The 24,537-nt window shown below is 54.0% G+C and carries 19 protein-coding genes, 1 tRNA gene and 1 pseudogene; 15 read left to right on the top strand and 6 right to left on the bottom strand.

The window, feature by feature from the left end; all coding sequences use genetic code 11:
• Positions 1-60 precede the first annotated feature (60 nt).
• The 3 genes from G7064_RS09210 (at position 61) to G7064_RS09200 (ending at position 2,722) form a co-directional block, all read left to right on the top strand.
• Positions 61-1,122, top strand: a complete 1,062-nt coding sequence (locus tag G7064_RS09210; protein WP_240935835.1) for a bile acid:sodium symporter family protein — start codon at positions 61-63, stop codon at positions 1,120-1,122.
• A gap of 88 nt (positions 1,123-1,210) precedes the next feature.
• Positions 1,211-1,867 (top strand): DedA family protein, encoded by a 657-nt coding sequence (locus G7064_RS09205; protein ID WP_133271606.1) that lies wholly within the window; start codon positions 1,211-1,213, stop codon positions 1,865-1,867.
• A gap of 114 nt (positions 1,868-1,981) precedes the next feature.
• A complete protein-coding gene (locus G7064_RS09200; RefSeq protein WP_166073332.1) occupies positions 1,982-2,722 on the top strand; it encodes a shikimate dehydrogenase family protein in 741 nt (246 codons plus the stop codon).
• A gap of 83 nt (positions 2,723-2,805) precedes the next feature.
• Here G7064_RS09200 and wrbA read toward each other — a convergent pair whose 3' ends face one another.
• Complete coding sequence (wrbA, locus tag G7064_RS09195) at positions 2,806-3,420, bottom strand: NAD(P)H:quinone oxidoreductase (protein WP_133271608.1); 615 nt, start codon at positions 3,418-3,420, stop codon at positions 2,806-2,808.
• Positions 3,421-3,796: 376 nt separating this feature from the next.
• On the opposite strand from wrbA, the gene G7064_RS09190 reads away from it, so the two are divergent.
• The 8 genes from G7064_RS09190 (at position 3,797) to G7064_RS09155 (ending at position 16,265) form a co-directional block, all read left to right on the top strand.
• Entirely contained in the window at positions 3,797-4,480 is a 684-nt protein-coding gene (locus G7064_RS09190; RefSeq protein WP_166073331.1) for an RNA polymerase sigma factor, read from the top strand.
• On the top strand, positions 4,461-6,113 hold the full coding sequence (locus G7064_RS09185; protein ID WP_166073330.1) for an outer membrane beta-barrel protein: 1,653 nt from the start codon (positions 4,461-4,463) through the stop codon (positions 6,111-6,113). Before G7064_RS09190 ends, G7064_RS09185 begins: the two co-directional genes overlap by 20 nt.
• Before the next feature lie 35 nt (positions 6,114-6,148).
• Positions 6,149-6,496 (top strand): DUF6970 domain-containing protein, encoded by a 348-nt coding sequence (locus G7064_RS09180; protein WP_166073329.1) that lies wholly within the window; start codon positions 6,149-6,151, stop codon positions 6,494-6,496.
• Between the two features lie 167 nt (positions 6,497-6,663).
• The gene (gene uvrB, locus G7064_RS09175; RefSeq protein WP_166073328.1) at positions 6,664-8,697 is read left to right on the top strand and encodes an excinuclease ABC subunit UvrB; all 2,034 of its coding nucleotides are present in this window, start codon (positions 6,664-6,666) and stop codon (positions 8,695-8,697) included.
• 183 nt (positions 8,698-8,880) lie between these two features.
• Complete coding sequence (locus tag G7064_RS09170; protein WP_166073327.1) at positions 8,881-9,333, top strand: hypothetical protein; 453 nt, start codon at positions 8,881-8,883, stop codon at positions 9,331-9,333.
• Between the two features lie 325 nt (positions 9,334-9,658).
• Positions 9,659-12,814: a T9SS-dependent M36 family metallopeptidase gene (locus G7064_RS09165; protein ID WP_166073326.1), complete on the top strand. Its 3,156-nt coding sequence runs from the start codon at positions 9,659-9,661 to the stop codon at positions 12,812-12,814.
• Between the two features lie 221 nt (positions 12,815-13,035).
• Positions 13,036-14,481 (top strand): hypothetical protein, encoded by a 1,446-nt coding sequence (locus G7064_RS09160; protein ID WP_166073325.1) that lies wholly within the window; start codon positions 13,036-13,038, stop codon positions 14,479-14,481.
• A 317-nt stretch (positions 14,482-14,798) separates the two neighbouring features.
• On the top strand, positions 14,799-16,265 hold the full coding sequence (locus tag G7064_RS09155; RefSeq protein ID WP_166073324.1) for a L,D-transpeptidase family protein: 1,467 nt from the start codon (positions 14,799-14,801) through the stop codon (positions 16,263-16,265).
• 80 nt (positions 16,266-16,345) lie between these two features.
• On the opposite strand, the gene G7064_RS09150 is transcribed toward G7064_RS09155, so the two are convergent.
• A tRNA-Gly gene (locus G7064_RS09150) sits at positions 16,346-16,418 on the bottom strand.
• 151 nt (positions 16,419-16,569) lie between these two features.
• Here G7064_RS09150 and G7064_RS09145 point away from each other — a divergent pair.
• The 3 genes from G7064_RS09145 to G7064_RS09135 all read left to right on the top strand — a co-directional run bounded on the left by G7064_RS09145 (position 16,570) and on the right by G7064_RS09135 (position 18,953).
• A complete protein-coding gene (locus tag G7064_RS09145) occupies positions 16,570-16,818 on the top strand; it encodes a hypothetical protein (protein WP_166073323.1) in 249 nt (82 codons plus the stop codon).
• Positions 16,819-16,877: 59 nt separating this feature from the next.
• On the top strand, positions 16,878-17,414 hold the full coding sequence (locus G7064_RS09140) for a GNAT family N-acetyltransferase (protein ID WP_166073322.1): 537 nt from the start codon (positions 16,878-16,880) through the stop codon (positions 17,412-17,414).
• Between the two features lie 126 nt (positions 17,415-17,540).
• Complete coding sequence (locus G7064_RS09135) at positions 17,541-18,953, top strand: alpha/beta hydrolase family protein (RefSeq protein ID WP_166073321.1); 1,413 nt, start codon at positions 17,541-17,543, stop codon at positions 18,951-18,953.
• Positions 18,954-18,988: 35 nt separating this feature from the next.
• On the opposite strand, the pseudogene G7064_RS23250 reads toward G7064_RS09135, so the two are convergent.
• From G7064_RS23250 to G7064_RS09115, 3 genes and pseudogenes are all read right to left on the bottom strand, one after another.
• Positions 18,989-21,128, bottom strand: a pseudogene (locus G7064_RS23250) (B12-binding domain-containing radical SAM protein).
• A gap of 363 nt (positions 21,129-21,491) precedes the next feature.
• A complete protein-coding gene (locus tag G7064_RS09120; protein WP_133271623.1) occupies positions 21,492-22,061 on the bottom strand; it encodes a helix-turn-helix domain-containing protein in 570 nt (189 codons plus the stop codon).
• A gap of 478 nt (positions 22,062-22,539) precedes the next feature.
• A complete protein-coding gene (locus G7064_RS09115; protein WP_166073320.1) occupies positions 22,540-22,902 on the bottom strand; it encodes a hypothetical protein in 363 nt (120 codons plus the stop codon).
• Positions 22,903-23,066: 164 nt separating this feature from the next.
• Between G7064_RS09115 and G7064_RS09110 the strand changes: the two genes are divergently transcribed.
• Positions 23,067-23,369 (top strand): hypothetical protein, encoded by a 303-nt coding sequence (locus tag G7064_RS09110; protein WP_166073319.1) that lies wholly within the window; start codon positions 23,067-23,069, stop codon positions 23,367-23,369.
• Between the two features lie 68 nt (positions 23,370-23,437).
• On the opposite strand, the gene G7064_RS09105 is transcribed toward G7064_RS09110, so the two are convergent.
• Positions 23,438-24,529, bottom strand: coding sequence for a DUF5074 domain-containing protein (locus G7064_RS09105; RefSeq protein ID WP_166073318.1), 1,092 nt, complete (start codon positions 24,527-24,529; stop codon positions 23,438-23,440).
• Positions 24,530-24,537 lie beyond the last annotated feature (8 nt).

Raw genomic sequence — 24,537 nt, 5'->3', positions numbered from 1 at the left:
TTTTCTAGCAAGAGGGTTACTCACTAAGGCTGCCCAAAAGTATTTACGCAATACAATCTCATGTCGCCATCCGCTCCGACCGCTAAAATGCCCCCCAGCAGTCCAGTGCAACGCCTGCGGGATCTAGCACAGCGGGCGGGGCTCGATGGGTTTCTGCTTGGTCTGCTGGGAGTCATTGGGTTGGCGTATCTGTGGCCAGCGTTTGGGGCAGAAGATGGGCCACTCCCGCTTGGGCGCATTGCGCATTATGGCGTATCTGTCATTTTCTTTTTCTACGGCTTACGCCTGAGCCGTGAAAAGCTGAAGGCTGGCCTGAGCAATTGGCGCTTACACCTAGTTGTGCAGGGCACCACCTTCCTGCTTTTTCCTTTGCTCTTATTGGCTGTAAAGCCGTTTTTTGATTCTGAGAAAAGTCAGCTGCTGTGGTTGGGAGGCTTTTATTTGGCCGCGTTGCCATCCACGGTTTCTTCCTCCGTTGTGATGGTCTCGATTGCTAAAGGCAATTTGCCAGCGGCCATTTTCAATGCCAGTATTTCCAGCTTGCTGGGCGTATTTATTACGCCCGTTTGGATGGCTCTTTTTCTAACGGCTGGTACTTCCGGTGGCTTGGGTTCTACTATCTTGGATCTGGCGTTGCAGGTGCTATTGCCCGTAGCGGTGGGCATTTTGCTGCATTCGCGCCTGCATTGGTTTGCACAGCGCTTCGCTGGGCCGTTGCGTATGCTCGATCAGGCTATTATTCTCCTGATTGTGTACACCTCGTTTTGTGAGTCGTTTGCGCAGGGCATTTTCCGAGGGTACTCGGCAGGCGACTTGTTTGGGCTGGGCGCGGCTATGCTGGCACTGTTCTTTTTGGTGTACGGCTGCATACTGCTGTTGGGGCGGCTGGTAAAGTTTAACCGCGAAGACACTATCACGGCGCTGTTTTGCGGCTCCAAGAAGTCCTTGGTGCAGGGTACCGTGATGTCGAAAGTGCTGTTCCCGGATGCGCGCACAGCCGGCCTGATCCTGTTACCCCTGATGATTTATCACGCCCTTCAAATTCTGGTGGCCAGTATCGTGGCCCAAGCCCTAAGCCGGCGCGCCGACAAGCAGGCCACGGCAACCCCAGTTATGCCCTAAAGCTGGCCGAAAAAGCCCCCCAGTCAGAAACTTTGCTGGCCGCCTGCTTTCTTTGCAGTAAAATACCTTCGTCTTCTATTCCTATTTCATGGAAATCCTCAAGGACATCATTGATTTCATTCTGCATCTCGATAAGCATCTCGGGGCCATTATCCAGGATTACGGAACGTGGACCTATGCCATTCTCTTCCTGATTATTTTCGTGGAAACGGGCGTAGTAGTGCTGCCTTTTCTGCCCGGCGACTCGCTGCTGTTCGCGGCTGGCTCGCTGGCCGCTCTTCCCGGCTCGCCCCTGAATGTGTGGCTGATGATGGGCCTACTTATCGTGGCAGCGGTGCTTGGCGATACGCTCAACTATCATATCGGCGACTATCTGGGGCCGCGGGTGTTTCGCGAGAATTCTCGCTTTCTGAAGCGGGAGCATCTTATTCGTACCCAGGAGTTCTATGAGAAGCACGGCGCCAAAACAATCATTCTGGCGCGCTTCATTCCAATCATTCGCACGTTTGCGCCCTTTGTAGCAGGCGTGGGCACTATGAGCTACACCAAGTTCTTGTCATACAATGTGGTGGGGGGCGTTTTGTGGGTGGCTTCGCTGACCAGCGCTGGCTATTTCTTCGGCACTATCCCAATTGTGCAGAAAAACTTTTCACTGGTTGTATTAGCTATCATTGGCCTGTCGATACTGCCCGTGATATTCGAGTTTGTAAAGTCGCGCCAAAACAGCCGTCGGCCAGTAGCTTAGTTTCAGGTATTTATTTTTCAAATAAACCGCCCTAATGGTAATCCGTTGGGGCGGTTTTCTATTATTGCATCCGGTAAGCGGTAGTGGTCAGTTTAGCTAGTGAGAAGTTATTATATGAAGGAATTTGGCCTCATTGGCAAGTCGCTTGTCCACTCGTTCTCCCAAACCTATTTCACCCAGAAGTTCGAGAATCTAGGCCTCGATGATCATCGCTACGAGCTCTTTGAGCTACCCACAATTTCGGCCTTGCCAGATCTGCTGGCCCAGCACCCCAACTTGCGGGGGCTCAATGTAACCATCCCGTACAAAGAGCAGATATGGCCCTATCTCACCGAGATATCATCGGCGGCGGCTCGTATTGGCGCCATTAACGTTATCGACTGCACGCCCGATGGCCGCTACATCGGGCATAACACCGACTATATCGGCTTCCGGGAGTCGTTGCGTACGTTCTATCCATTGCGTGGCCCCGAGGCACGGGCGCTGGTACTTGGCACCGGTGGCTCATCCAAGGCAGTTGAGGCAGCTTTGCGGGAGCTAGAGATTCCGTATTGGCTGGTGTCGCGCAACCCGCTCGGGACTGGCCTTACCTACAATGACCTCACGCCCGACGTACTCGCAGGCCATTCGCTGATTATCAATGCAACGCCGCTGGGCACTTTTCCGCAGGTAGACGCGTGTGCTCCCATCCCGTACGAGGCCCTCACGCCCGCCCATTACCTCTACGATTTGATTTATAACCCGAGCGAAACACTGTTCCTGCAAAAAGGTCGCGAAGCCGGTGCTCAAACCAAGAATGGCTTTGAGATGCTTTGTCTGCAGGCGGAAGCTGCTTGGGAAATTTGGACCAAATAGCTTAAAACACAACAAGCCACCCAAATGGGTGGCTTGCTGGTTGTTGCAATATGTGCGTTCAGGATATAAGTCGCAAGTAACGTTTATTTTCTAGAAAGCTTGCTAGCAATTTCGGCGGTATACTTTCCTTGATAACGGGCGCCTTCCAGTTCGTTCTCGCTGGGCTGACGCTCGCCTTGGCCACCGGCTACGGTGCTGGCGCCATAAGGAGTGCCGCCAGTCACTACATCATGGCCCATCTGGCCCTGCCAAGCATAGGGTAAGCCCACGATAACCATGCCATGGTGGAGCAATGCTGTGTGCAGTGCGCGCAGTGTTGTTTCTTGGCCGCCGTGTTGGGTAGCGGTGCTCACGAATGCGCCACCTGCTTTGCCCACGAGGGCACCACGGGCCCACAAACCACCGGTTGAGTCGAGGTATGCCTGAATTTGGCCGCAAGCGTTGCCGTAGCGGGTGGGCGTACCAATAATGATAGCATCGTACTGTTCCAGTTCCTCGGGGGTAGCTACGGGCACGTGGCTGAAAGCTTGCTGTGCCTGCGAGGCGCCAGTTTTGTCGAGAATATCTTTCGATAGCGTCTCGGGTACGCGCTTTACAACTACATCATTGCCTTCTACTTGGCGGGCACCTTCGGCCACAGCCTCGGCCAATTTCCACACGTGGCCATAAGTGGAGTAAAACAGAACGATAGTTTTCATTTGGAACGGGTGAAAAGTGAAAATGAATAAGTATGAACGGGCAACCTCTTGGTTGCAAGTTATTGATTTACGGAAGGCAGCTAAATGAGGTGATCTGCAAATATATGTATGTACATTAAATGTATTGACATTGTTTCAATATATTATTTTTACTATCAAAAAAGCCCCCCAAAGCCATTAGGCAGCTTTAAAAAATATTCGGGCACATGCATGCAACCATGAGGGCAGGTAGTAGCCTCTACTCACCGAAGCCCGCTAGTATATTGCGGATTACTCTATCGATACGTTATTACGAAACGCCGCGTATGCAGCCACTTTATCCTGGCCCAATCGACTATATGAGAAGCCACAACGGCCTAGGCGGCCACCCCAATCGATGAGCGCCTTATCGTTTGCGATGGGTGGCGGCGGGCTGCGCAACCTGCTGGCGGGGGGCAATTCTTCGGCTTCGGTGGCGGCTTCGCCTCCGCCGACTCCTGTCCGTTCGCTCGTGCCGCCTTCTCAGCTCACCGAGGCTGAAATCATTGATGGCTGCCTAGCTGGAAGCCGATTAATGCAGAAGCACTTGTACGACCGGTTTGCAGCCCGCATGATGGCCGTGTGCCTGCGCTACGCCCAAACCACCTTCGAGGCGGAGGATGTATTGCAGGAGGGCTTCGTAACGGTGTTTACCAATCTCAGCAAATTCCGTCGCGAATGCCCCCTGGAGTTCTGGATTCGGCGCATCATGATAAACGCGGCCCTGCGCCAGCACCGCCGCAACAGTGGCTTGGTAGCCATGAGCGAGGGCGAATATCCCGAGGATCTGGCCGGGGAGGAGTTTACGCTCTCCAACTACGCTTTTGAAGAGCTCCTGACACTGGTGCAGGAACTGGCACCGCGCTACCGCATGGTGTTCAACCTGTTCGCCATCGAAGGCTACGGGCACAAGGAAATTGGCGAGTTGCTGGGAATTTCTGAAGGCACCAGCAAATCGCAGTACTCCCGGGCCCGGGTCATCTTGAAAACTAAATTAGAGCGCCTCGACGCGCATCGCAGCAATGGCACTTTCCGTAAATAATCATACACCCCACGAGCCCCGGCCCACCGGCGACTTGGAGCACTTGTTCCGACAGAAGCTCGGCGAGGCAGAAGTAGCGCCTCGTCAGCACGTCTGGGAACAGCTCGACCATGAACTATTGGTTCGGCAAAACGACTCTTACAGGCGGCGCCTGCTGCTGCACCGGTGGGTAGCCGCCGCTTGCGCCCTGCTGGTGCTGGGCTGCGGAAGCTGGCTGTTGCTTCACAATGCGACACATTTGCCCCCCGGCACCGAAATAGCAGCTACTACTCGCTCCGAGGCTACTGCCGATGCGCCGCTGAGCACCCCACGTAGTAGCGCGCCCAATAGCCAGTCGCGCGGCGGCGCTATCACCTCCTCCCGTTTGGCAGCGGCCAGTCAGCAGTCAACTTCAGCTGCTACGGCTTCGGTAACCCCGGCTGCAAGGCCGCAATCAGCAGCGAATGATGTAGCGAGTACCCTGTTGCGGGCGGCTAAATCAGCGGTGGGAATTAGGTCATCTGAATCAGGCAACGGCGTAGCTGAAACCAGCAGCGTAGTAGGCTCCGGTAGCTCTATTGGTAGTTCACTGACGGGTACTGAGCGCCCCATCGGAAATGGAGTGTTTGGTTCTGCTTTTGTGCCATCATTACTAAGCATTGGAAGCTCCCAAAATGAGCGGGGGGCAAATTGGCTAACTACCCGGCCAGCACCTGCTACCACCACTGAGCGAAACACAATGGCAGCCGCCTTTCGTCGCCCTGAAACGCTCCAAGCCGAGGCGCTTCCGGCGTCAGCTACTATGTTAGCCCAAGCGGCAAAAAATGCCCCCCAGGAGGCTTCCGAAGAGGAAAAGCCAGAGCGTAAGCGGAGCAAATGGCGCCTCAGCGGTGCGTTTGCGGCCAGCTCATACAACCCGAATATCGACTTTGCCAGCGTAAGCAGCGGCAGCCTCAGAAATTCATTCAATAATTCCTCAGGCAATAATATTCCTTCCTCCGCCGATTTCCAGTTCCAAAACTCTTATCAGAATGGGGCGGCTGAATATCGCGACAATCTCCAGGCTGGTCCGGCCCAACGTATTGCTTTAGCGGCTGCCTATCCTTTGACGGAGCGTTTGACGCTGGTTACTGGTATAGAAACTGCGCAGCAACGGGCTTCCTCCAAAACTTCTTATGCTTTTAACAATAGCAATTCAGCTTTCGCCGCACGTTCTAGTTCAGTGCAATCGTACATAGGTCAGCGCAAGACGGAGTTTAACTACCGCACGGTGGGTGTGCCAGTGGCTATCCGGTACGGCTCGGCTAAGTCGGGCTGGTCAGTGTATGCGAAAGTGGGTGCGGCCGTAAACCTGCTCCTTAAGAGCCGCACGGAAGTAGCCGATAGCGCTGGCTCCGCCCGCAGCTATACACTCTCATCTCCCGATTCGCCCTACCGCAAGGTGCTAGCGTCGGTGCGCGGCGGCGGCGGCGTGCGCTACCAGCCCACCGAGGCTACCTGGAGCCTCGCCCTGGGGCCCGTAGCTGAAGCTGGCCTGAATACGCTCAACCAAAACCCCGGTGGTTCGTTTTTCAAGCGCTCCCGGCCGTATTCTGTTGGTCTGGAAGCCAGTGTAGAGTTTGGGGGGCAAAAAGCGCCAACGGTAATACGCTGATTTTGTAGTAGATTGAAGTCTAAATTTACTTACCAATGAGACGTCTATTCACGCTTTTCCTTCTAACAAGCCTGCTCAGCGCCTTTCAGTGCGGCGACGAAAATAAGTCGATCTGTCCCAGCTTTATTGATGCCAAAATAGCGGAGCTACAAGCCAAGCCCAAGCAGAACCCTGCGGCTGAAATAACGGAGTATATATGGAAAGGCGAGAAGGTTTACCTGGTTTCCAGCGACTGCTGCGACCAGTTTAACTACCTCTACAATGAGTGCGGCGATGTTATTTGTGCACCCAGCGGCGGCATTACGGGGAAGGGCGATGGGCAATGCCCTGACTTTTCTACGCAGGCCACCGATGCCCGCGTGGTATGGCGCGACCCTCGTTAAGTTTCGTTTAGGGGCAAGCAAGAGTGCTGTGCCTGCTTACGCCAGAATTTGCCCCCCAGTGCCAGCAAAAAGCCCGACTGAATTAGTTGGGCTTTTTTTGTTTACCGGAAACCTACCTTGGCGCTCCGGAGTTATCATAGGCTATCATTTCTGGCTACTTTCCCTGCATGGAATATCAACTTACTTCCGAGTTCAAGCCTACCGGCGACCAGCCCAAAGCCATTGCCCAACTCGTGGCTGGCGTAGAAAGCGGAGAGCCGGCGCAGGTGCTGCTCGGAGCCACTGGTACTGGCAAAACGTTTACTGTGGCCAACGTTGTGGCCCAAACCGGCAAGCCCACGCTGGTACTGTGCCACAACAAAACCCTGGCGGCCCAGCTCTACGGCGAGTTTAAGGCGTTTTTCCCCAATAATGCAGTCGAGTACTACATCAGCTATTACGACTACTACCAGCCGGAGGCCTACATAGCCAGCACCGACGTATTCATTGAGAAAGACCTCGCTATTAATGAGGAAATCGAGAAGCTGCGGCTGCACTGTACTTCTACGCTGCTGAGCGGGCGGCGCGATGTGATTGTGGTGGCGTCCGTATCGTGCATTTACGGTATCGGCAACCCGGAAGAGTTCAGCAAAAACGTCATTTACATGGCACCCGGCCTGCGTTACTCGCGCAATAATCTTTTGTATCAGTTCGTGCAGATTCTTTATTCCCGGACGGAAGTGGAGTTTACGCGCGGCACGTTCCGGGTGAAGGGCGACACGGTAGACATCTTCCCCGCCTACGCCGACTTTGCCTACCGCCTGTTCTTTTTCGGTGACGAAATCGAAGCCATTCACCGCATCGACCCAGACAGCGGCAAGAAACTCGCCGACGAGCAAAGCGTGACGCTGTACCCGGCCAACCTTTTCGTGACCGGCAAAGACACCTTGCACCAGGCCATCAAAGAGATTCAGTTCGATATGATGGCCCAGCAGAGCTACTTCGTGAGGGAGGGCCGCGACCAGGAAGCCAAGCGCATTACCGAGCGCACCGAGTTTGATCTGGAGATGATTCGGGAGTTGGGCTACTGCTCCGGTATCGAGAACTACTCGCGCTACTTTGACGGTCGTACGCCCGGCTCACGTCCCTTCTGCCTACTCGACTATTTCCCCCAAGATTATCTGATGGTTATCGACGAAAGCCACGCCACCATTCCCCAGATTCGGGCGATGTGGGGCGGCGACCGGAGCCGCAAAACGGCTCTGGTGGAGTATGGCTTCCGTCTGCCTTCGGCCATGGACAACCGTCCCTTGACTTTCAACGAGTTCGAGAGCATGTACCGCCAAGCCATTTTCGTATCGGCCACGCCGTCCGATTATGAGCTGGAAACCAGCGGCGGGGTTATCATCGAGCAAATTATTCGCCCCACCGGCCTGCTCGACCCCGAAATCGACATTCGTCCCAGCGCCAACCAGATTGACGACCTACTGGACGAAGTAGATAACCGCGTGAAGATGGGTGACCGGATCCTCGTGACGACGCTCACCAAGCGTATGGCTGAGGAATTGCAGAAGTACATGGAGCGCTTGGGCATCAAGTCGAGCTACGTGCACTCCGATGTGAAAACTCTGGACCGCGTGGAGATTCTGCGCCAGCTGCGACTGGGCGTTATCGACGTGCTGATTGGTGTAAACCTATTGCGCGAAGGCTTGGACTTGCCCGAAGTAAGCCTAGTGGCCATTCTGGATGCCGACAAAGAAGGCTTCTTGCGCGACCAGCGCAGCTTGATTCAGACCATGGGCCGCGCTGCCCGAAATGATAAAGGCAAGGTTATCATGTACGCCGACCGCATTACCGGCTCCATGCAACGCGCCATCGACGAGACGAATCGGCGCCGTGCGGTGCAGTTGGCCTACAACGAGGAGCACGGCATCACGCCGCGGACAGTGCGCAAATCGCACGATGAAATCATGGGCCAAACGTCGCTGTCGGATATGCGCCGCATTGAGCCGGCTGCTTACGCTGGCCCCGATACGGATACGCTGACGTTGGCGGCCGAGCCGGTCATTGCGCTTATGAAGCGCGACGAACTGGAAAAAGTCATCAAAAAGACGGAGAAGCAAATGGAAGGCGCGGCCAAAGATCTCGACTTCCTGCAAGCCGCCAAGTACCGCGATGAATTGGCCCAACTTCGCCAAATGCTAAAGACGAAGAGAGATTAGGAAAACTATATATAGCATTCTGAATAGCTGATTTTTTCTGAAAAAGCCCCCCAATAACGCATTTGGGGGCTTTTTTGTGATTTAGGCAGCCTGTAGTATCGAATCAGGCCAGAAAATTGATGTTTCTAAAGCAAGTAATCAGCCCGGCTGATCACCTTTCAGTTCAAACGTGCGTTGTTTTCTATGCTTATCGCTACTCCAGCATTACGCGTCTATTTCGAAAATCCGGTTGGCCGGGTTATGGAGCACCCCAATGGCTATGCTTACGTCATTTATAATGCGGGCCCGCGCAAGCTCGATCATCTGAAGGCCTTCCTGACCCATACCAGCCAGTTGTTGCTGCGAAACGGGTGGTACAAGCTCCTCGGCGACCAGCGCCTGATGGCCCCCTTCACCGAAGAAGAACGCCTCTGGATTGTTGACTATTGGATGAACCGCGCCGCCGGGGGAAATCAAATGTACGGGGCCGTGCTGATACCACACGACGTGTTTGCCCGCTTGTCGGTGAGTCAGATGATGAGCGAAGCCCGTGAGGCCGCCCTGACGTATCGATTGTTTGAAGATGAAGCAACTGCCGCAGCTTGGCTTCGTACGCTGCCGGATAAAGGAAACCCTACTTTCAAGAGCCTTGCTTAGCTAGTAGAAAGCCGACTGAAAGTAGCAGCATATAAAAAAGCCCCCCAGCCATATGGCCGGGGGGCTTTTTGCTTTATACACGTCCAAAATAATAATGTTATAATACAAAAATATGTTTTGTAACTGTATTCTGTTTTTTACCTTTTTTCAAAGCGTGTTTATGAAATTATTTATGGATAGTGATCTTTAATGCTGGAAAAAGAGGTGATAATATAACTATTAGAATTTTGCAATGTATAAAATTCGGGCAAGTTAAATATTTTATAAAAATGAGTATATAAAAACCTATACTTTGATACCACTTTCAACTACCAACCTATACCTAATGAATAAACTTATACCCGCTTTAGCGCGACCCCTATTGGTGGCCGCGTTATTATCCGGAGGCCATGCCTCCTACAGCCAAAACCAGCTGAGTGCTGAGCAGCAGCTAGTGCCTCAGGCAGCCCTACAACACCTAAAGAAAAACAAGCAGGCGCTGCAGCTGACCGATGAAGACATTGCGGACGTGAAGCTCAGCAGTGAGTCGGTTTCCCCAAAGACTGGTATTAAGCATGTTTATTTGCAGCAGTTGTATCAGGGCATTGAGATTCACAATGCTATTGCCAACATGAGCCTGAATAAGGACGAGAAAATCGTCAATTTGGGCAACAACTTCGTGAAAGGCATTGGGGGAAAATTAAAGCCAGCCAAGTCTAAAATGACGGCTGTAGCGGCCGTAAACGCGGCGGCCCGGCACCTGAACCTGACCGTTAGCCAATCGCTGTCGGTACTGCAGAAGGGCAGCGGCAAAAACGAAGCAGTACTGCTCTCAGCGGGGGGCATTTCCTTGGAATCGATTCCAGCAAAGCTGGTGTATCAGCCGATGGAAGATGGCACTCTGCGGTTGGCGTGGGAAGTGTCTATCTACGAGTTGGACGCGCAGAACTGGTGGAACGTGCGGGTAGACGCTGCCACCGGTGAACTGCTGGACAAGGACAATATGGTGCATCAGTGCGAGTTCGACAACGACGGACCTGGCGGGATGCCATTGAGCGAAACGACGGCTTACGGCCAGGCAGCTCAATCGAAGTCGTTTGCTTCCACGGCGTCTCTAACAGCTGCTAACGCTTATAACGTTTTCCCCATTCCGGTTGAGAGCCCCAATCATGGTCCTCGCGTATTGGTAAGCACTTCCGCTGCTGACCCAAAGGCTTCGCCAGAGGGCTGGCATCATACGCCTGCTGGTAAGCTTACGACTACCCGTGGCAACAACGCCTATGCGTACGAAGACCCCAATAACAACAACAGCTTAAATAATTACAGCCCTAACGGCGGTGCTGAGCTGAACTTCGACTATCCAGTCGATTTTACGAAAGAGCCTGTAGAGTACCGCGACGCGGCTATCACCAACTTGTTTTACTGGAACAACGTCACTCACGACGTATGGTACCAGTACGGCTTCGACGAGGCCAGCGGTAACTTCCAAGCCGACAACTTCGGCCGCGGCGGTGCCCAAGGAGACTATGTAAGAGCCGAAGCGCAGGATAGCCGCAACAATCCGAATCCTCCGGCCGGCGTGACTACCCGCAATAATGCCAACTTCTCTACTCCAGTAGATAACGGCACCAGTGCGCCGCGCATGCAGATGTATCTGTGGGCTGGCCGTGCCGATGCAAATGCGTTTAGAATAACGGCGCCATCCAGCATCGCCAACAGCTATCCTGCTGTACCAGCTGCGTTTGGCCCACGGCTTAATGCCACGCCAGTTACTGGCAAGCTTGTACTTGCTAGCGGTGTGGGGGGTACCTCTACTAACCCTAATGAGGCCTGCGGAGCTTTGACGAACGCTGCAGAAATTGCGGGTAATATTGCCGTATTATATCGCGGCAACTGCGACTTCAGCTTAAAAGTGTACAATGCCCAAGCCGCTGGTGCTATTGCCGTGGTTGTCATTAATAATCAGCCGGGCGCTCCCATCTCAATGGGTGCTGGTGCCGCTACTCCCAGTCCCGTTGTTATTCCCTCCATCATGACTACGGACGTGGCGGGCGGCCTGATTCGGGAGCGGCTAGCCGCTGGCGAAGAAGTACGGGTGAGCTTGAAAAACGAGCCGGGCGTAGAAGTTGACGGTGATTTTGACAATGGCATCATCGTGCACGAGTACGGCCATGGTATCTCAACCCGCCTGACGGGTGGTCGTTTAGTAAACTGCTTAGGCAGCCAGGCTGAACAGGCCGGTGAGGGCTGGAGCGATTGGTTTGCATTGATGATGACCATGAAGCCAGGTGATACCCGCACCAAAATCAGAGGTATCGGCACGTACGCCTCGAACCAGCCCACCACGGGCGGCGGTATTCGGCCTGCTCCCTACACTACCGACTTTGCCGTAAACAATTACACCTACGGCCGCACCAACAATACTGCGCTTTCCCAGCCTCACGGAATCGGGTTTGTGTGGGCTACCACGTTGTGGGATATGACTTGGGATCTGATCGATCTGTACGGCTACGACCCAGACCTATACAATGGCAAGGGCGGCAACAACATGGCCATGCAGCTAGTAATCGATGGCTTGAAAATGCAGCCCTGCGCTCCCGGTTTCGTAGATGCCCGGAATGCTATTCTGGCCGCCGACGTAGCAAACTATGGCGGTGCCAATCAGGAGTTGATTTGGAGAGCATTTGCCAAGAGAGGCGTAGGCTTTGGTGCCAGCCAAGGTGCTGCCAACAGCCGCTTAGATCAGGTAGAATCCTTCGATTTGCCCCCCGTGTATGCTTGCTCGGCTCCTACTATTACGGCCACGGCGCTTGGCGGTACCTTTGTAGAGGAAGGCCAGAGCACGATTTACCTAGGTTATGGTCCGCAGAGCATTCAATTGCAAGCTAGTGGTGATCCTACATTCGTATACACTTGGGCATTCGTTCCTGGGCTGAGCAATACTGGCATTGCCAATCCGGTGTTCACTCCCAGAACTGCTGGTACCTACGAACTCACCGTAACCGGTGTGAATGCGGCAGGATGTACCCGGACGGTTACCAAACGAATAGCAGTTGTTGACGTACGCTGCGGCTTTGTTTTCCTGCGGAATAACAAAGTGTTGGTATGCCATAATGGTAAGCCAGTGTGCGTAAGCGAATCGGCGGTAGCAGCGCATTTGAACCACGGCGACTCGCTGGGTGAATGCCAGGGCTCAGCAACAGCCGGCTTCGCAGCCGAGGAACAAGTGGAAGCCGAGGAAGCGCTGACGCTAACGGCCACGCCTAACCCTACCAACTCGCAAACCTACCTAGACTTCACCCTCACCGAGACGGGCAACTACCGCCTGGAGGTGATGAACATGCAGGGCACTGTAGTGAGTGTAGTAGCAGAAGGAACCGGCCGTGCTGGTGAAAACTTCTCCTTCAAGTTCACGAAAGGCCGCTTGGCCTCGGGCATCTATATGGTTCGCTTGACTTCAGGTAAGAAGAATAAGTTTACCCGAGTAGTATTGCAGGACTAACACGTGCCTCACTTAATAGCCTAGAAAGACAAGCCGTGAACATTCACGGCTTGTCACTTAAAATGTGAAGATCAAAAAAGCCCCCGGATAGCTGTCTGGGGGGCTTTTTTTGTTCTGCCGAACCACACGCACGTTACGGTGGCTACCTTTGACGCGTCCTCAAACCCACAGGTCTTCGTGGCCTGATTTTTCCAGCGCCTGGGCTGTTCTTCCCCCTCTGCATGAACAAACGGTACGTCGTGTGGCTCTGTGCCCTGTTCGTTTTATTTGATTTAGGGTACTCCTGTATTCAAAACTATCAGATACCGCTGGAAGGTGACCTGGCCCCCATCGTGCTGCCTAGCTACTGGTACACCCAAGTGCTGCAAGACCCATTCGGCTGGGCCGTAGTAGCCAAAAACGAGGTGTATGCGGGTCCTAACAGATATTTTGCGCACGCAGCTATGGTTGCCTACTTCAAGTCGGTTCCGTTGTGGCTTCAGCGCTTCACCGATCCCATCAGTAGCGTCTACGTGGCTTGCGCGCTGTTCAAAACGGCTGTACAGGCGCTGTTGCTCTACTTGCTGGCCGTGTATAGCACCGGCGCGCAGCGCCTCACCGACCGCCGCTTGTGGCTGCCCGCGGCGCTACTTGTGCCGCTGTTTCAAACGGCCGGCTACAATGGGCAAATGGGCGTCATCGACCATTCGATTACGTACACTTTTTTCTACGCTTTCCCTTTAGCTCTGCTGCTCTTGCTTCTGTTGCCTTTTTACCGGGCTGCCTTCCATCAGCAGCGCTTGCAGTTACCATGGTTCATGGTTCCTGCCTGCGCCGCGCTCATGGTGGTGCTGGCTTTCAACGGGCCTATTGTGACGGGCGCGGTGCTGGTGCTATTTGTGTGCCTCGGGCTTTACTGGACAAAAAGGTATTGGCCAGCAATTCGGGTACGGTCGTATGCAGGGTGGTGGGCGCAGCGGGCGAAACGGGTGCCACTCGTTGCGGTGCTGCTATTGGGGTTCTTTGGGTTGCTGTGCCTGTATTCGTTGTACATCGGCCGCAACAACTCCGAAAATCTGACGGCTACGCTGCCTGTGTGGGAGCGGTATAAGTTGGTGCCGCAGGGCGTATTCCGCCAACTCACGGGCAAGCTCGGCTTTCCATTGCTGGTGCTGATTGGTCTGGTCAATGCGCAGCTTATTCGTCGATTTTTGCCCCCCAGTGCCGCCAGCCAGCGGTGGCTGCGCATTTTTCAACTGTTAGGCCTCTTCACGCTACTCTATATTCTATTGCTGCCGCTGGGGGGCTACCGCAATTACCGGCCTCTCATTCTGCGCCGCGATTCTATTCTGCCCATCATCCTGGGCCTGATGTATTTCTATAGCGCTTCTACCTATTACCTGCTGCTGCATTTGGAAGGGTGGCCCCGCCGCTGGTACATCGGGGGCGTGGTACTGTTTGCGGCCATCTTTATGAATGCCGATAAGCTCAGGATGACCAACAATAACCAATGTGAGCGAGCTGCCTTGCAGCAACTGGCCCAGTCGACCGAGCCAATTGTACATCTCGACAGCGACTGCACCGTGATGGCCTGGGAAAAGATAACCGATCCGCTACAGTCAGATAATAACGCGCAGCTGCTGGAGTTTTGGGGCGTAACCAAAGGCAAAAAGCTCTACTATCAATGAGCTTTCCGAGAGCATGCAAAAAAGGGTAGCAATGCTTCAGCTTGCGCACGAATTTTTTCGCGCGCGACCCTTTTACTTATAGCTGCAATTCGGTACATTGAATGTATATAAGAGATTGATACACGCAGTGTTAAGCTGAACCGTGGTGAGGCTGATTTCTGAGCGACTCTATTAATTGATAATGCAAATGGTCGCGTTCATGTAGCTAAAAGCGGCGTTGAAAGAAAATGTCGGCATGGGGAATACCATTGTGGTAGCTTTGGTCATAATCATATTTAATAGTTAAATATTGATAATACTATTTACCCTTCCCAGTCATGTTTGCTCGCCTTCGCTTCACGTATGCTGTTGCCTTGCTACTGCTGTTTAAAAGCATTGCTGTAGAGGCCCGGATCGGCAGCGACGCTGATGCTACCGAGCCGATGGTAGGAGGGGGGCAAACAACCACGGATGTTACCGTTCAGCTCCGTCAGCTGTATGCTACCAAATCATCGTCTGTCGAAGCCAGTACTCAGGAGCAGGTCCAGCTGTTTTACACGCTTGTAGATTTCATGCCTGTATGGACCACCGACGCTGGGCCAACTGAGAGTGCGCAGGCGGCGCTAGGCCTACTATTGAAGGCGCCACGGTACGGGCTCAAAGCCACTGACTATGAGGTTACTGACCTTCGTCTGTTGCTCGATTCATTACAGGCAGCACCATCGCAACTCCAGCAGCGCCTGAAGGTCGAAACCCGCATCACGACGGCGCTCATCCGGTTTTCTCAGCATCTAAGCCACGGCCGGATACAGGATAGCACGATTCGGCCCTCGCAGGTGACGGAGAGCGACATCATCAACGTCGCTATTCACCTACAACAGGCACTCCAAAGCAATAACTTTGAGCAACATATGCTCATGGCACAGCCCAACAGTCGGAGCTATGTGCGGCTTCTTTGGTCGTGGCAGCGCCTGTTAGAGTCGGACACGGTAGCAGCCCGTAAAATGGCCCTTACTGTAGCGCTCAACCTAGAGCGCCTACGTTGGGAGCCGCGCGCCGATTCTATCTATCTGGTCGTCAATATTCCGGCCTACAGCCTACAGGTGGTACGCGGCCCGCAGGTAGTGCGTAGCCATCGAGTAGTGGTAGGGAAGGCCGCTACTCCCACGCCGGAGCTCTACAGCGCGGTCAAATTTTTTCAGACGGCGCCCGAGTGGCGTATGCCGCATAGTATAGCCACCAAAGAGGTTTTGCCACGGTTGAAGCGTGATCCGCGCTACCTCAGCTCCCGTAACCTGCGGCTATATAATCAGGTTGGGGAACCGGTAAATGCTTCCCGGGTGAACTGGAAAGCTGTGACGCCTGCCGAATTTCCGTATCAGATTAGACAGGCGCCCTCTTCGCGCAATGCCTTGGGCAACGTGGTCTTTCGCTTTCCAAATCCCTACGAAGTATTCTTGCACGACACTCCTGATCGAGAACTGTTTGAGGCTAATAGCCGCGCGCTCAGCCACGGCTGTATCCGGGTGCAGCACGCGTGGGCGCTGGCCCGCTTTCTAGTGGAGCGTGACGCTGGCAAGGCCAGCATCAATCGAGTAGAGAAAATGAGTGAGAGCCTCAACGAGGGCGAGACTAAGTATTTCGGACTCTACGCTTCCGTGCCCCTTACAATACGCTACCAAACATGCGAAGCGGAAGGCAGCCAGCTCCGGCAGCTACCCGACATCTATGGTCTCGACAAAGTGTTGGCAGAAGCATGGGAGAAGGTGGCCAGTCACACAGCAGACGTAGCAAGTAGCCGTTAGCAAGCACGGTATCCACACTTTCTGTAAGGTGTCTAAAAATAAAAAGCCCCCACTTACATGATGGGGGCTTTTTATGAATGAGCGAGAAACGAGGTTCGAACTCGCGACCCTCAGCTTGGGAAGCTGATGCTCTACCAACTGAGCTACTCTCGCGGGAGTTGGTAGAACAAAAATACGTTGCAGAAATCAATTTGCAATCACCATGCGTATCGGGTAGGGAAAGCGTTGCATTCGGGCAGCGCTTATGTTCCATAGTTGCGCTCGGGGGGCTTTCGTTCGACGCTTATATTTGACTGTATCTGCTATGGCTGACTTGCCGGCTAACCGTTCGCGTAGCTATTTGTATCTAATAGCGGGAGTCACCCTGTTTGTGCTTCAGCTTATCCGCCTGCCAGGCCATTACGCTGCGTGGCAGAGTGGCACTGTAGATACATTTCGCCTCACTATGAGCGTGATTGCTCTGGTAGTGGCAGTGCTTATGATTCGATTTGGCTGGCGAATGCGGCGTGATGGCAAAGCTTCCGACGAGCCCGGCGACCATTCCATTTCCTGATTTAGCGGCTGTCGACTGCTCACGGTGTAGCTTTGCACCGTCTTTACCAATGGCTTACTATGTCTTCTCCGCTCCGTATCACCGTAGCCAAGCGTACCGCTTCGGTGGCTGCTCAACTAACCGAATTAGGGCGTCAAACCTTCCAAGCAACCTTCGCCGCCGATAATCGGCCGGAGGATATGGCCACCTACTTGGCCGAAAACTTCAGTTTGGAAAAGCAGCTGGCTGAACTGCAAGACCCGCAGACCACCTTTTTGCTGGCGCATATGCAGCAGGAATTGGTGGGTTATGCCAAATTATCGCTCAACTCCGTTTTGGGCCTAGAAGAAGGAAAGCCAGCAACTGGTCGCCTAGAAATCGAGCGTTTGTATGTACGCGAAGATTGGCTGGGTACTGGCTTGGGCGCTACACTTATGCGCCGGGCTATTGAGGAAGCACGTACGCACAGCTGTCGCACTATCGTTCTGGGCGTGTGGGAGCATAATCGGCGAGCTGTAGAATTCTACAAGCGATTCGGGTTCAAGGAGATAGGTCGGCATGCGTTCCAACTGGGTGACGATGTTCAGAACGATTTGATCCTGCGCAAAGGGTTATAAAAGCCCCCAAGCTGGCTGACTATGCTCTTGCCCTTAGCTAGTATTTTATTCATAGCTCAGCAGTTCAATAAGGCAGGAACGGAAGTATAAGCACAGCTTCCGCGCTTACTGCGTTACTTTGTCGTATTGCTCACCAACCCTCCTGCTGTGCGAAAAGACCGGCGCGCTACCTCTTTGTTTTCTGTTCCATCGGTGCGCCTACTCTGCTGGGGGCTGCCGTTTCTGCTGGTTTCTTTGCTCAGTAGCTGCTCTACTGATGGTGGTAAAGCAGCCGATTTGCCGCCGCCTACTGGGCATTTCGAGGGGCCGATTTCCTACCAGGGCACAGAACTGCGCGCTACGTTGGATTTGCGTGAAGTAAAGCCGGGCCAATTACAAGGCGAGGTACGCCTAGCTGATCGTCAGAATCTAAGTCTGCCGGCCCAGCAGATAACGTATCAGCACCCGCGCCTCACCGTGCGCTGGGCCACGGGCGCTAGCTCTGATTTTACAATCAATCTGACGCGCGAGGGTGATTTTCTGAAAGGGAAATTTTCTGCCGATAGCACGGAGGCCGAAATCCTGATGGTGCGTCGTGGAGATGCTGAGCCCTTGCCTTACTTTCAAAAGCCGGTGCGCGTGAATAGTGGCAGCAAGGGTTTGCCGGCCACTGTTTTGATTCCCGATGATACACTACAGGTGCATCCGGCGGTAGTGCTACTGCAAAATGCCCCCCAACGCACGCCGCTGGCTATGCACATGCTCACGGACCTGCTAGCGCGGCGCGGCGTGGTCGTTATGCTGATAACCGGGCGCTCTGCTGCTGCAACCGACAGTAGCCCCGATTCATTAGTGACTGATGTGGTGGCAGCGGCTCGGACACTCAAGCGTGTTGCGGGCGTCGATACCACTCAGATTGGCTTAGTGGGGAGCGGCGCCGGGGCAACAGCGCTGGCTATGGCTGCCAGCCAAGATGATAAGGAGAACAGTATAATAAAATACGTGGTGGCTTTGGGCGCACCCGGAACTTCCAAGGCGGCTCGCGATGCTGAAGCTATTGACCGGCAGTTACGGCAACAGGATGCAAGTGCAGCCGACCGGCGACTCGTAGCGCTTACCCGCACACAACTAGAGCAGTACATACGGCGCGAGGGACGAGGTGATACGACAAAGCTGCACCGCAATTTGCAGAAAATTGCCCCCCAGCCGTGGGCCGCAACTACTGGTTTGCCCACTCGGGTGCCGAGCAAAGCTGACTTGGAGCAGCCTAAGTGGCGGGAATTGGTTTTTGACCCCCAAGCGGTTTGGGAGCAAGTGCGCGTGCCCGTCCTGCTGCTGTATGGCGGGGCCGACACAACCCTGAATGTACAGGCCAGCGCCAACCGCCTACGGGGAAATGCTGGTCGCCGGCGGGGCTCGGTGGTGCGGATATACGCCGGTGCCGACCAACAACTCTTGTTGCCAGCCGGGACCCAGAATGGTAAATGGCAATGGCCACGCCCCGTGCCCGGCTATGTGGATGACCTCACCGCTTGGCTACGCGAGCGCCTGGAACGGTAAGAAGAGGTGGGGGGCAAATTCACCCTCGTAAGTTCTTAAAAGAGCAACAAACCCTTCTCTCGCAACTTTAGCCAAGCGTCCGAACTCAAGAAACGCTCAAAGGAAAGACCAGCTTCGGCCGTTGGAAAGCTGCTTGTGGCCTCTTTCAACAGCACTTTCGTGTCGTAATTGGTGGTGAGCTGAATAAGAAGGGTATGCAGCCATTGGCCAATGGCGGGCGTTGTCTTTACCTCGAAGTCTTCGGCCTGCTCGTAGAAAGTGAGTACGGCCTGGGGGGCTTTTTTGCTTGACTCTAGCCGAAGTTCCGGAGCGTTGCCAAGCCAAAATAGGCGCAGATTCTGCTTCGCAAAGTCCGGCTTGGGCGCTTCCTGCACGGCCTGTTGAATCAGGTGGCGCGGGAGCGTAGGGCGCGGCACTTTGAAGTCGAACCAGAAGGAAAGCGGCTCCGCCAAATTCACGCCGTGCAGATAATTGTAGAGGGCTTTCGCTAAGCCCGGTCCGAACTGCTCGTGGTCAGCGCCGGTAGGGTCGTCGTGCCAAAGGTCATTCCAGGCAAAGTCGCCGGGCTCCGGACCGATGGGCACCACTTGGTATTTTGCCGGATTCTTCCCCACGGGGCTATGCGCCGTCATGGAAAAGCGGTGCCAGTAGCCCGACTGAATGACACCCGCCGCAAATAGCTGACGCACTACTTCCAGCGAATCAATTGTTTCTTGGGCTGTTTGGGTCGGGAAGCCGTACATCAGATACGCGTGCACCATGATGCCCGCCTGGGTAAAGCCATCGGTTACGCGGGCAACTTGAGCAATGGTTACGCCTTTTTCCATCAGCGCCAGCAATCTGTCAGAGGCTACCTCCAAGCCGCCCGATACGGCAATACAGCCCGAAGCCGCCAGCAAGCGGCACAGGTCGGGAGTGAAGGTTTTCTCGAATCGAATATTGCCCCACCAGGTAATATTGGTCCGGCGTTTCAGCAGTTCCACGGCCAAATCACGCAGGGCTAGGGGCGGGCGGCTTCGTCTACAAAGTGAAAGCCCGTTTGGCTGGTTTGCTGCACAATCTGCTCGATGCGGTCGGCGAGCAGGGCGGCGGGGGCGGTTTCGTAGCGGGAGATATAGTCGAGCGCGACATCGCAGAAAGAGCAGCGCTTCCAGTAGCAGCCGTGGGCTACGGTAAGCTTGTTCCAGCGCCCGTCGCTCCACAGCCGGTGCATCGGGTTCAGTACTTCTATCACCGACAAATACTCGCTCAAAGGCAGGTCGCTGTAGTCGGGCGTACCTACCTCGTGGTGCGGAATGTTCGGTGCTTCGGTGTTATTCAGATACTCCACCTCACCAGCTTCATTGCGCAGAAAGGTCCGTTGGAGAAGACTTTTGCCCCCAACCCGTTAAGCTGCGTGCTATCATCCTCGCGTTGAAGCGTTTCTAAAGCAAGCTCATTGTCAAAAAGAGGCGCTGCCAAGCTTTCTCGCTCGTTGCCAGAGGCAACTTTCGTGTTGTTTAGCAACGACTGGATATGAGTTACCTCGGCGCTTTGTGCCTTAATATTCTTCTCAGCTTGCAGATATTCTAGCAGTCGTAGCCAAGGACCTTCGCCGTCGTCTAGCGTCAGATAGTCGATATAATCGAAGAAGCGCGGCTCCTTTATCTGGCGTAGCTCAGTGTTGGGATAGCCGCCGCCCATGAGGGTTTTAGCTTCCGGCCGTAGCTCTTTCACCCGCCCGGCGAGGCGTAGCGCTCCGTACAGATTGCCCGGAAACGGCACCGTGAAACCAACGACGTCAGGCTCCGTGCGGGCTACCAGCTCATCAAAAGATTCCAGCAGCAGCTGATCCAGCAGGTTGGGCGGCGCTTGCAACGCCTCATACAGAGGCTCGAAGCTGGTAGCGGACAACGCCAGCTTTTCGGCGTAGCGCGAAAAGCCAAATTGCGGCCCTACTGTTTCTTTTATTAGATCGGCGAGGTCTTCGAGGTAAAGCGTAGCTAAGTGGCGGGCCTGATCGGTGAGGCCCATGGTGCCAAAAGCCGCATCAAGGTCGGCTACATTATCAAAACGAGAAGCTTCGGGCAGATAGCGGCCATGGCAAATACGGGGAGCCAACGTATTGTCTTTGTTCTGCAAAAACCGGATGACCGGCTCAACAGTAGCCAAGTAGCTGTGTTGCAGCCGCACCATTCGCCGGGCGTTATCCGACAGCTTAAAGCTGCCAGCCTCTATAGCTGCAAATACCCGTCGAAGCCCATTCTTCGAAAAAAGCTTCAGTACCAGCTCTAAGCCAAGGTCGGCCTGAGTGCTGGCATAACCGCGCGCTCTCAAAAAGCCTTTTAAGTAGGCAGTAGCCGGGTACGGCGTATTAAGCTGGGTAAGCGGCGGGGTTACAAGAAGAATGCGAAGACTAGTCACGACGTCACAACAACGGGAGAGGGCACAAAGATACCGAACCGTGACGGCGCACGATTCCGTTCCGCCACGTTGCCAGTGTTTTGCCTACGAAGTGTAGTCTTCCCGGGTACTATAGGGAAAAAAGCCCCCGCTTTCCTATAATTCGTCCAGCGACATCCGCTTCGGCATCAGGTCGCGGCGGAATTCGCTGACGGAGCGACCCGTTACCTGCCGAAACTGATTGCTCAGATGCTGACCGCTGCTGTAGCGCATATGATCAGCTATTTCGCTGAGCGTCAACTCACCATAGCTCAACATTTCCTTGACGCGCTCAATCTTAAGGCGAATCAGGTATTTCTCGATGGTGAGGTTGGCAGTACGCGAAAATACTTTGCTTAAGTGCGAATAGGTAGCCGAGAACCGGTCGGTGAGGAACGCCGACGTGGTAAGGGGCATGCGCGCGGTGCGCAGGTGCTCTAAGTATTCAGCGAGGGAGGTTTTTATTTGCTCAGTGAGCTGCTCCGCACGCCCAGTCAGGACATCGAAACCAGCTTCGCGCAGCAAAGGCGCTACCGTGGCAGGGTCGACGGGCGTGGTGTGCTTTAGTTGGGCATGGCCCAATTTAACTTCTGTAGGTTGATACCCAGCCTGTTCGAGCACGTGGTGCACGGCTTCAATGCAACGTGGGCAAACCATGTTTTTAATGTAGAGCAGCGTAGTTTTCACGGGCGAGGTTTTGGTTTTTGGTCTGAACGCGGGGCCGAACGAGTCGACTTCCGCGAAGGTGAGTTAGGAACTGCAACAGAACGCGCACGCTGATCGGATTTAGGCTGATTTACTGCCCAACCCGGACCGAACCAATTAGCTGCTGCCCAATTAATGAAGGGGACAACACCTAAAAAGGTAACGGCTAAGAGCCAGAAAAATAAAAAAAACGCGCCAAACACACGGACCAACAATTCATTTTGCACACCGAATACATAGACCACCAGTATCACGGCGAGTAGTAGACTTATGCCGGCTATTAGGCCTGTACGGCGCAATAACGGACGATAAGTGACTAGTACAGAGCGACTGGCGGGCATTGCTAAAGTGTAAGCAGAACGACAAAGATATTGTTTCTAGAACTTTTGAGCTTTCTGAGCGACTACCAGGTCTGGTAGCTCCTGTTGCAGTGACTGTCCTTGGTCGTCGGACCAAGGATTCATTTGGTTACTAAGCTGCGAGCCATGCAAGCCGATGTCGGCAGGCAAACGGTAAAATAATGCCTGGCAGATGTGGGACGCGGGCTCCAGGTACGCAATTTGGTAAGCGTAGCAGCAGCCGAATAGGTAATATTGGATCGGCTGGTTTTGCCATTGAACTGATCGGCAGCCATCAAGATAGGATATTCCGAACGAAAAAGGACGGATGAGCCAGTGTGGCCGTCGGATTCCTTAGCGAAATGAGCCGCCTTAGGCAGCTGGCCAAGCCCGGCAATGCGGTGCCCATTGGCCAGTTGCCCCACTAAAGCCCCGAACGCAGAATAGCTAAGCACAGCGTTGGATGGGGCCGAAGAAATGAGCATAAGCGAAGGGTTGAGGTTCGGTTTGCGAATTCTAATGTACATACATTCAATTAATTTTTCTAGTTCGAACTGCTATAGTCGGTAGCTAAAATCAACTACCGCCCCAATCTGCCGTATTATAGGCTAACCCCTTTACTTGCCTTGTATATACTTGTACCCAACTCATGAAAACTTCCTTTTTGCCTCGAATTCTGCTCCTGGGGGGCATTTTTGCTGTTTCGCTTACTAGCTGCAGCACCGGCACTGACCCTGGCGAAACCAATGTGGAAAGCGGCTCCGCGAAAGAGCAGGTAAATGAAAATAAATCGGACGCCAACGACCCCGACGATAAACTTTACACGACTTCTGATGCTGCGACCAACGGAGCTACGGCCGATACCTCTACTGTAAAAACCGGTAAACAAGTGTATGATGAAGCCGATGACCGCCGCGACGAAAACGTGGATGGCAAGGCCGGCCCACAGTAATCAGGACCGCATAAAAAAGCCCCCCAGACAATTCTGGGGGGCTTTTTTATTGAGTTAAATATACCTTGTTAATAAAACACAAAGCTGTTCGGGCCTATGTTCACGCCAAATGAATCGATGGCCATGCCGGTAGGCTGATAGCGGATAACCTTGCCTGTGGTGGTAAATGGGGCAATCGATCCGTAAATCGTGTTGTCCTGCGGATCGATGCCTAAGCCGTAGAAGTTACGACGCACAAGAGGTGTGGCGGGCAACGTAGTAGCGGTTGCGTTAAGCTGATATACGGCGCTCCGATAGCTATAATATAGCTGGTCCTTAGCCGCATTGATCACCAGATTGCTGGGGCCGCCGCTAGGGAAAGGTAGTACTGTTTGGTTGGTTGGGCTGCCCGGCGCAAAGCGTATCAAACTGCCGTTGGTAGAAGAAACCACGGCAAACGTAGGTGCCGGACCATAGCGCGTAATACCAGCGCAGGCCACCCAAAGGTTACCACTTTTGTCCTGCACTATACTAGTAGGGCCGTCCTGTACCTGAATGGTGGTTTCTATTACGTCAGAAGTGGGGTTGATAACGCTGACAGTGTTTTCATCTGAGTTGGCGACGTACAAGCGGCCATTAGCCAAAAGCAGCTGCTCGGGCTGCCGGCCTACCGGAATAGACTTGGTTACGGTATTCGTGCGCAGATCTATAACGGCCACTCGGCCCGGCTTGCCGCGCTCAATCCACTCGGTGAGGTAAGCTTTCGATGAGCTTACGGCTACGAGGTAGCGTGGCTGCTGCAATCGGTCGATGGTGGCTACCTGCTTAAAGTCGGCCATAGTCACTACTTCTACCTTGCCAGTGGCATTTACCACAATGTAGCCCTGGTCGCCAACTACCGTCATCGACTGCACCACATCGCCCAGAATGCGGCCATTGACTTTGGTAAACAGGTTATTATCAACAACCGTCTTAGACGTTTTGCTGAATAAGCTGATGGCACCGTTGGGCGTATTAAACTGACCCTCGTTCACGACATATACGTTGGACCCGTTGCCAGCAGGCGCGGGCGGACCGGTAAGCGGACCATCACTCTCTGGGTCGCAGCCAATGAGGGTAAGCGCGCCGACGCCCGTGAGCAGGGTGCGCGTGAAGAAAGAGGAAAGGCGGAGTTGGAACATATAATAAA

Source organism: Hymenobacter sp. HDW8, assembly GCF_011305775.1.
GTDB lineage: Bacteria > Bacteroidota > Bacteroidia > Cytophagales > Hymenobacteraceae > Hymenobacter > Hymenobacter radiodurans.
Note: the sequence above shows the minus strand (reverse complement) of the source record. Positions and strands in the feature narration are given on the sequence as shown.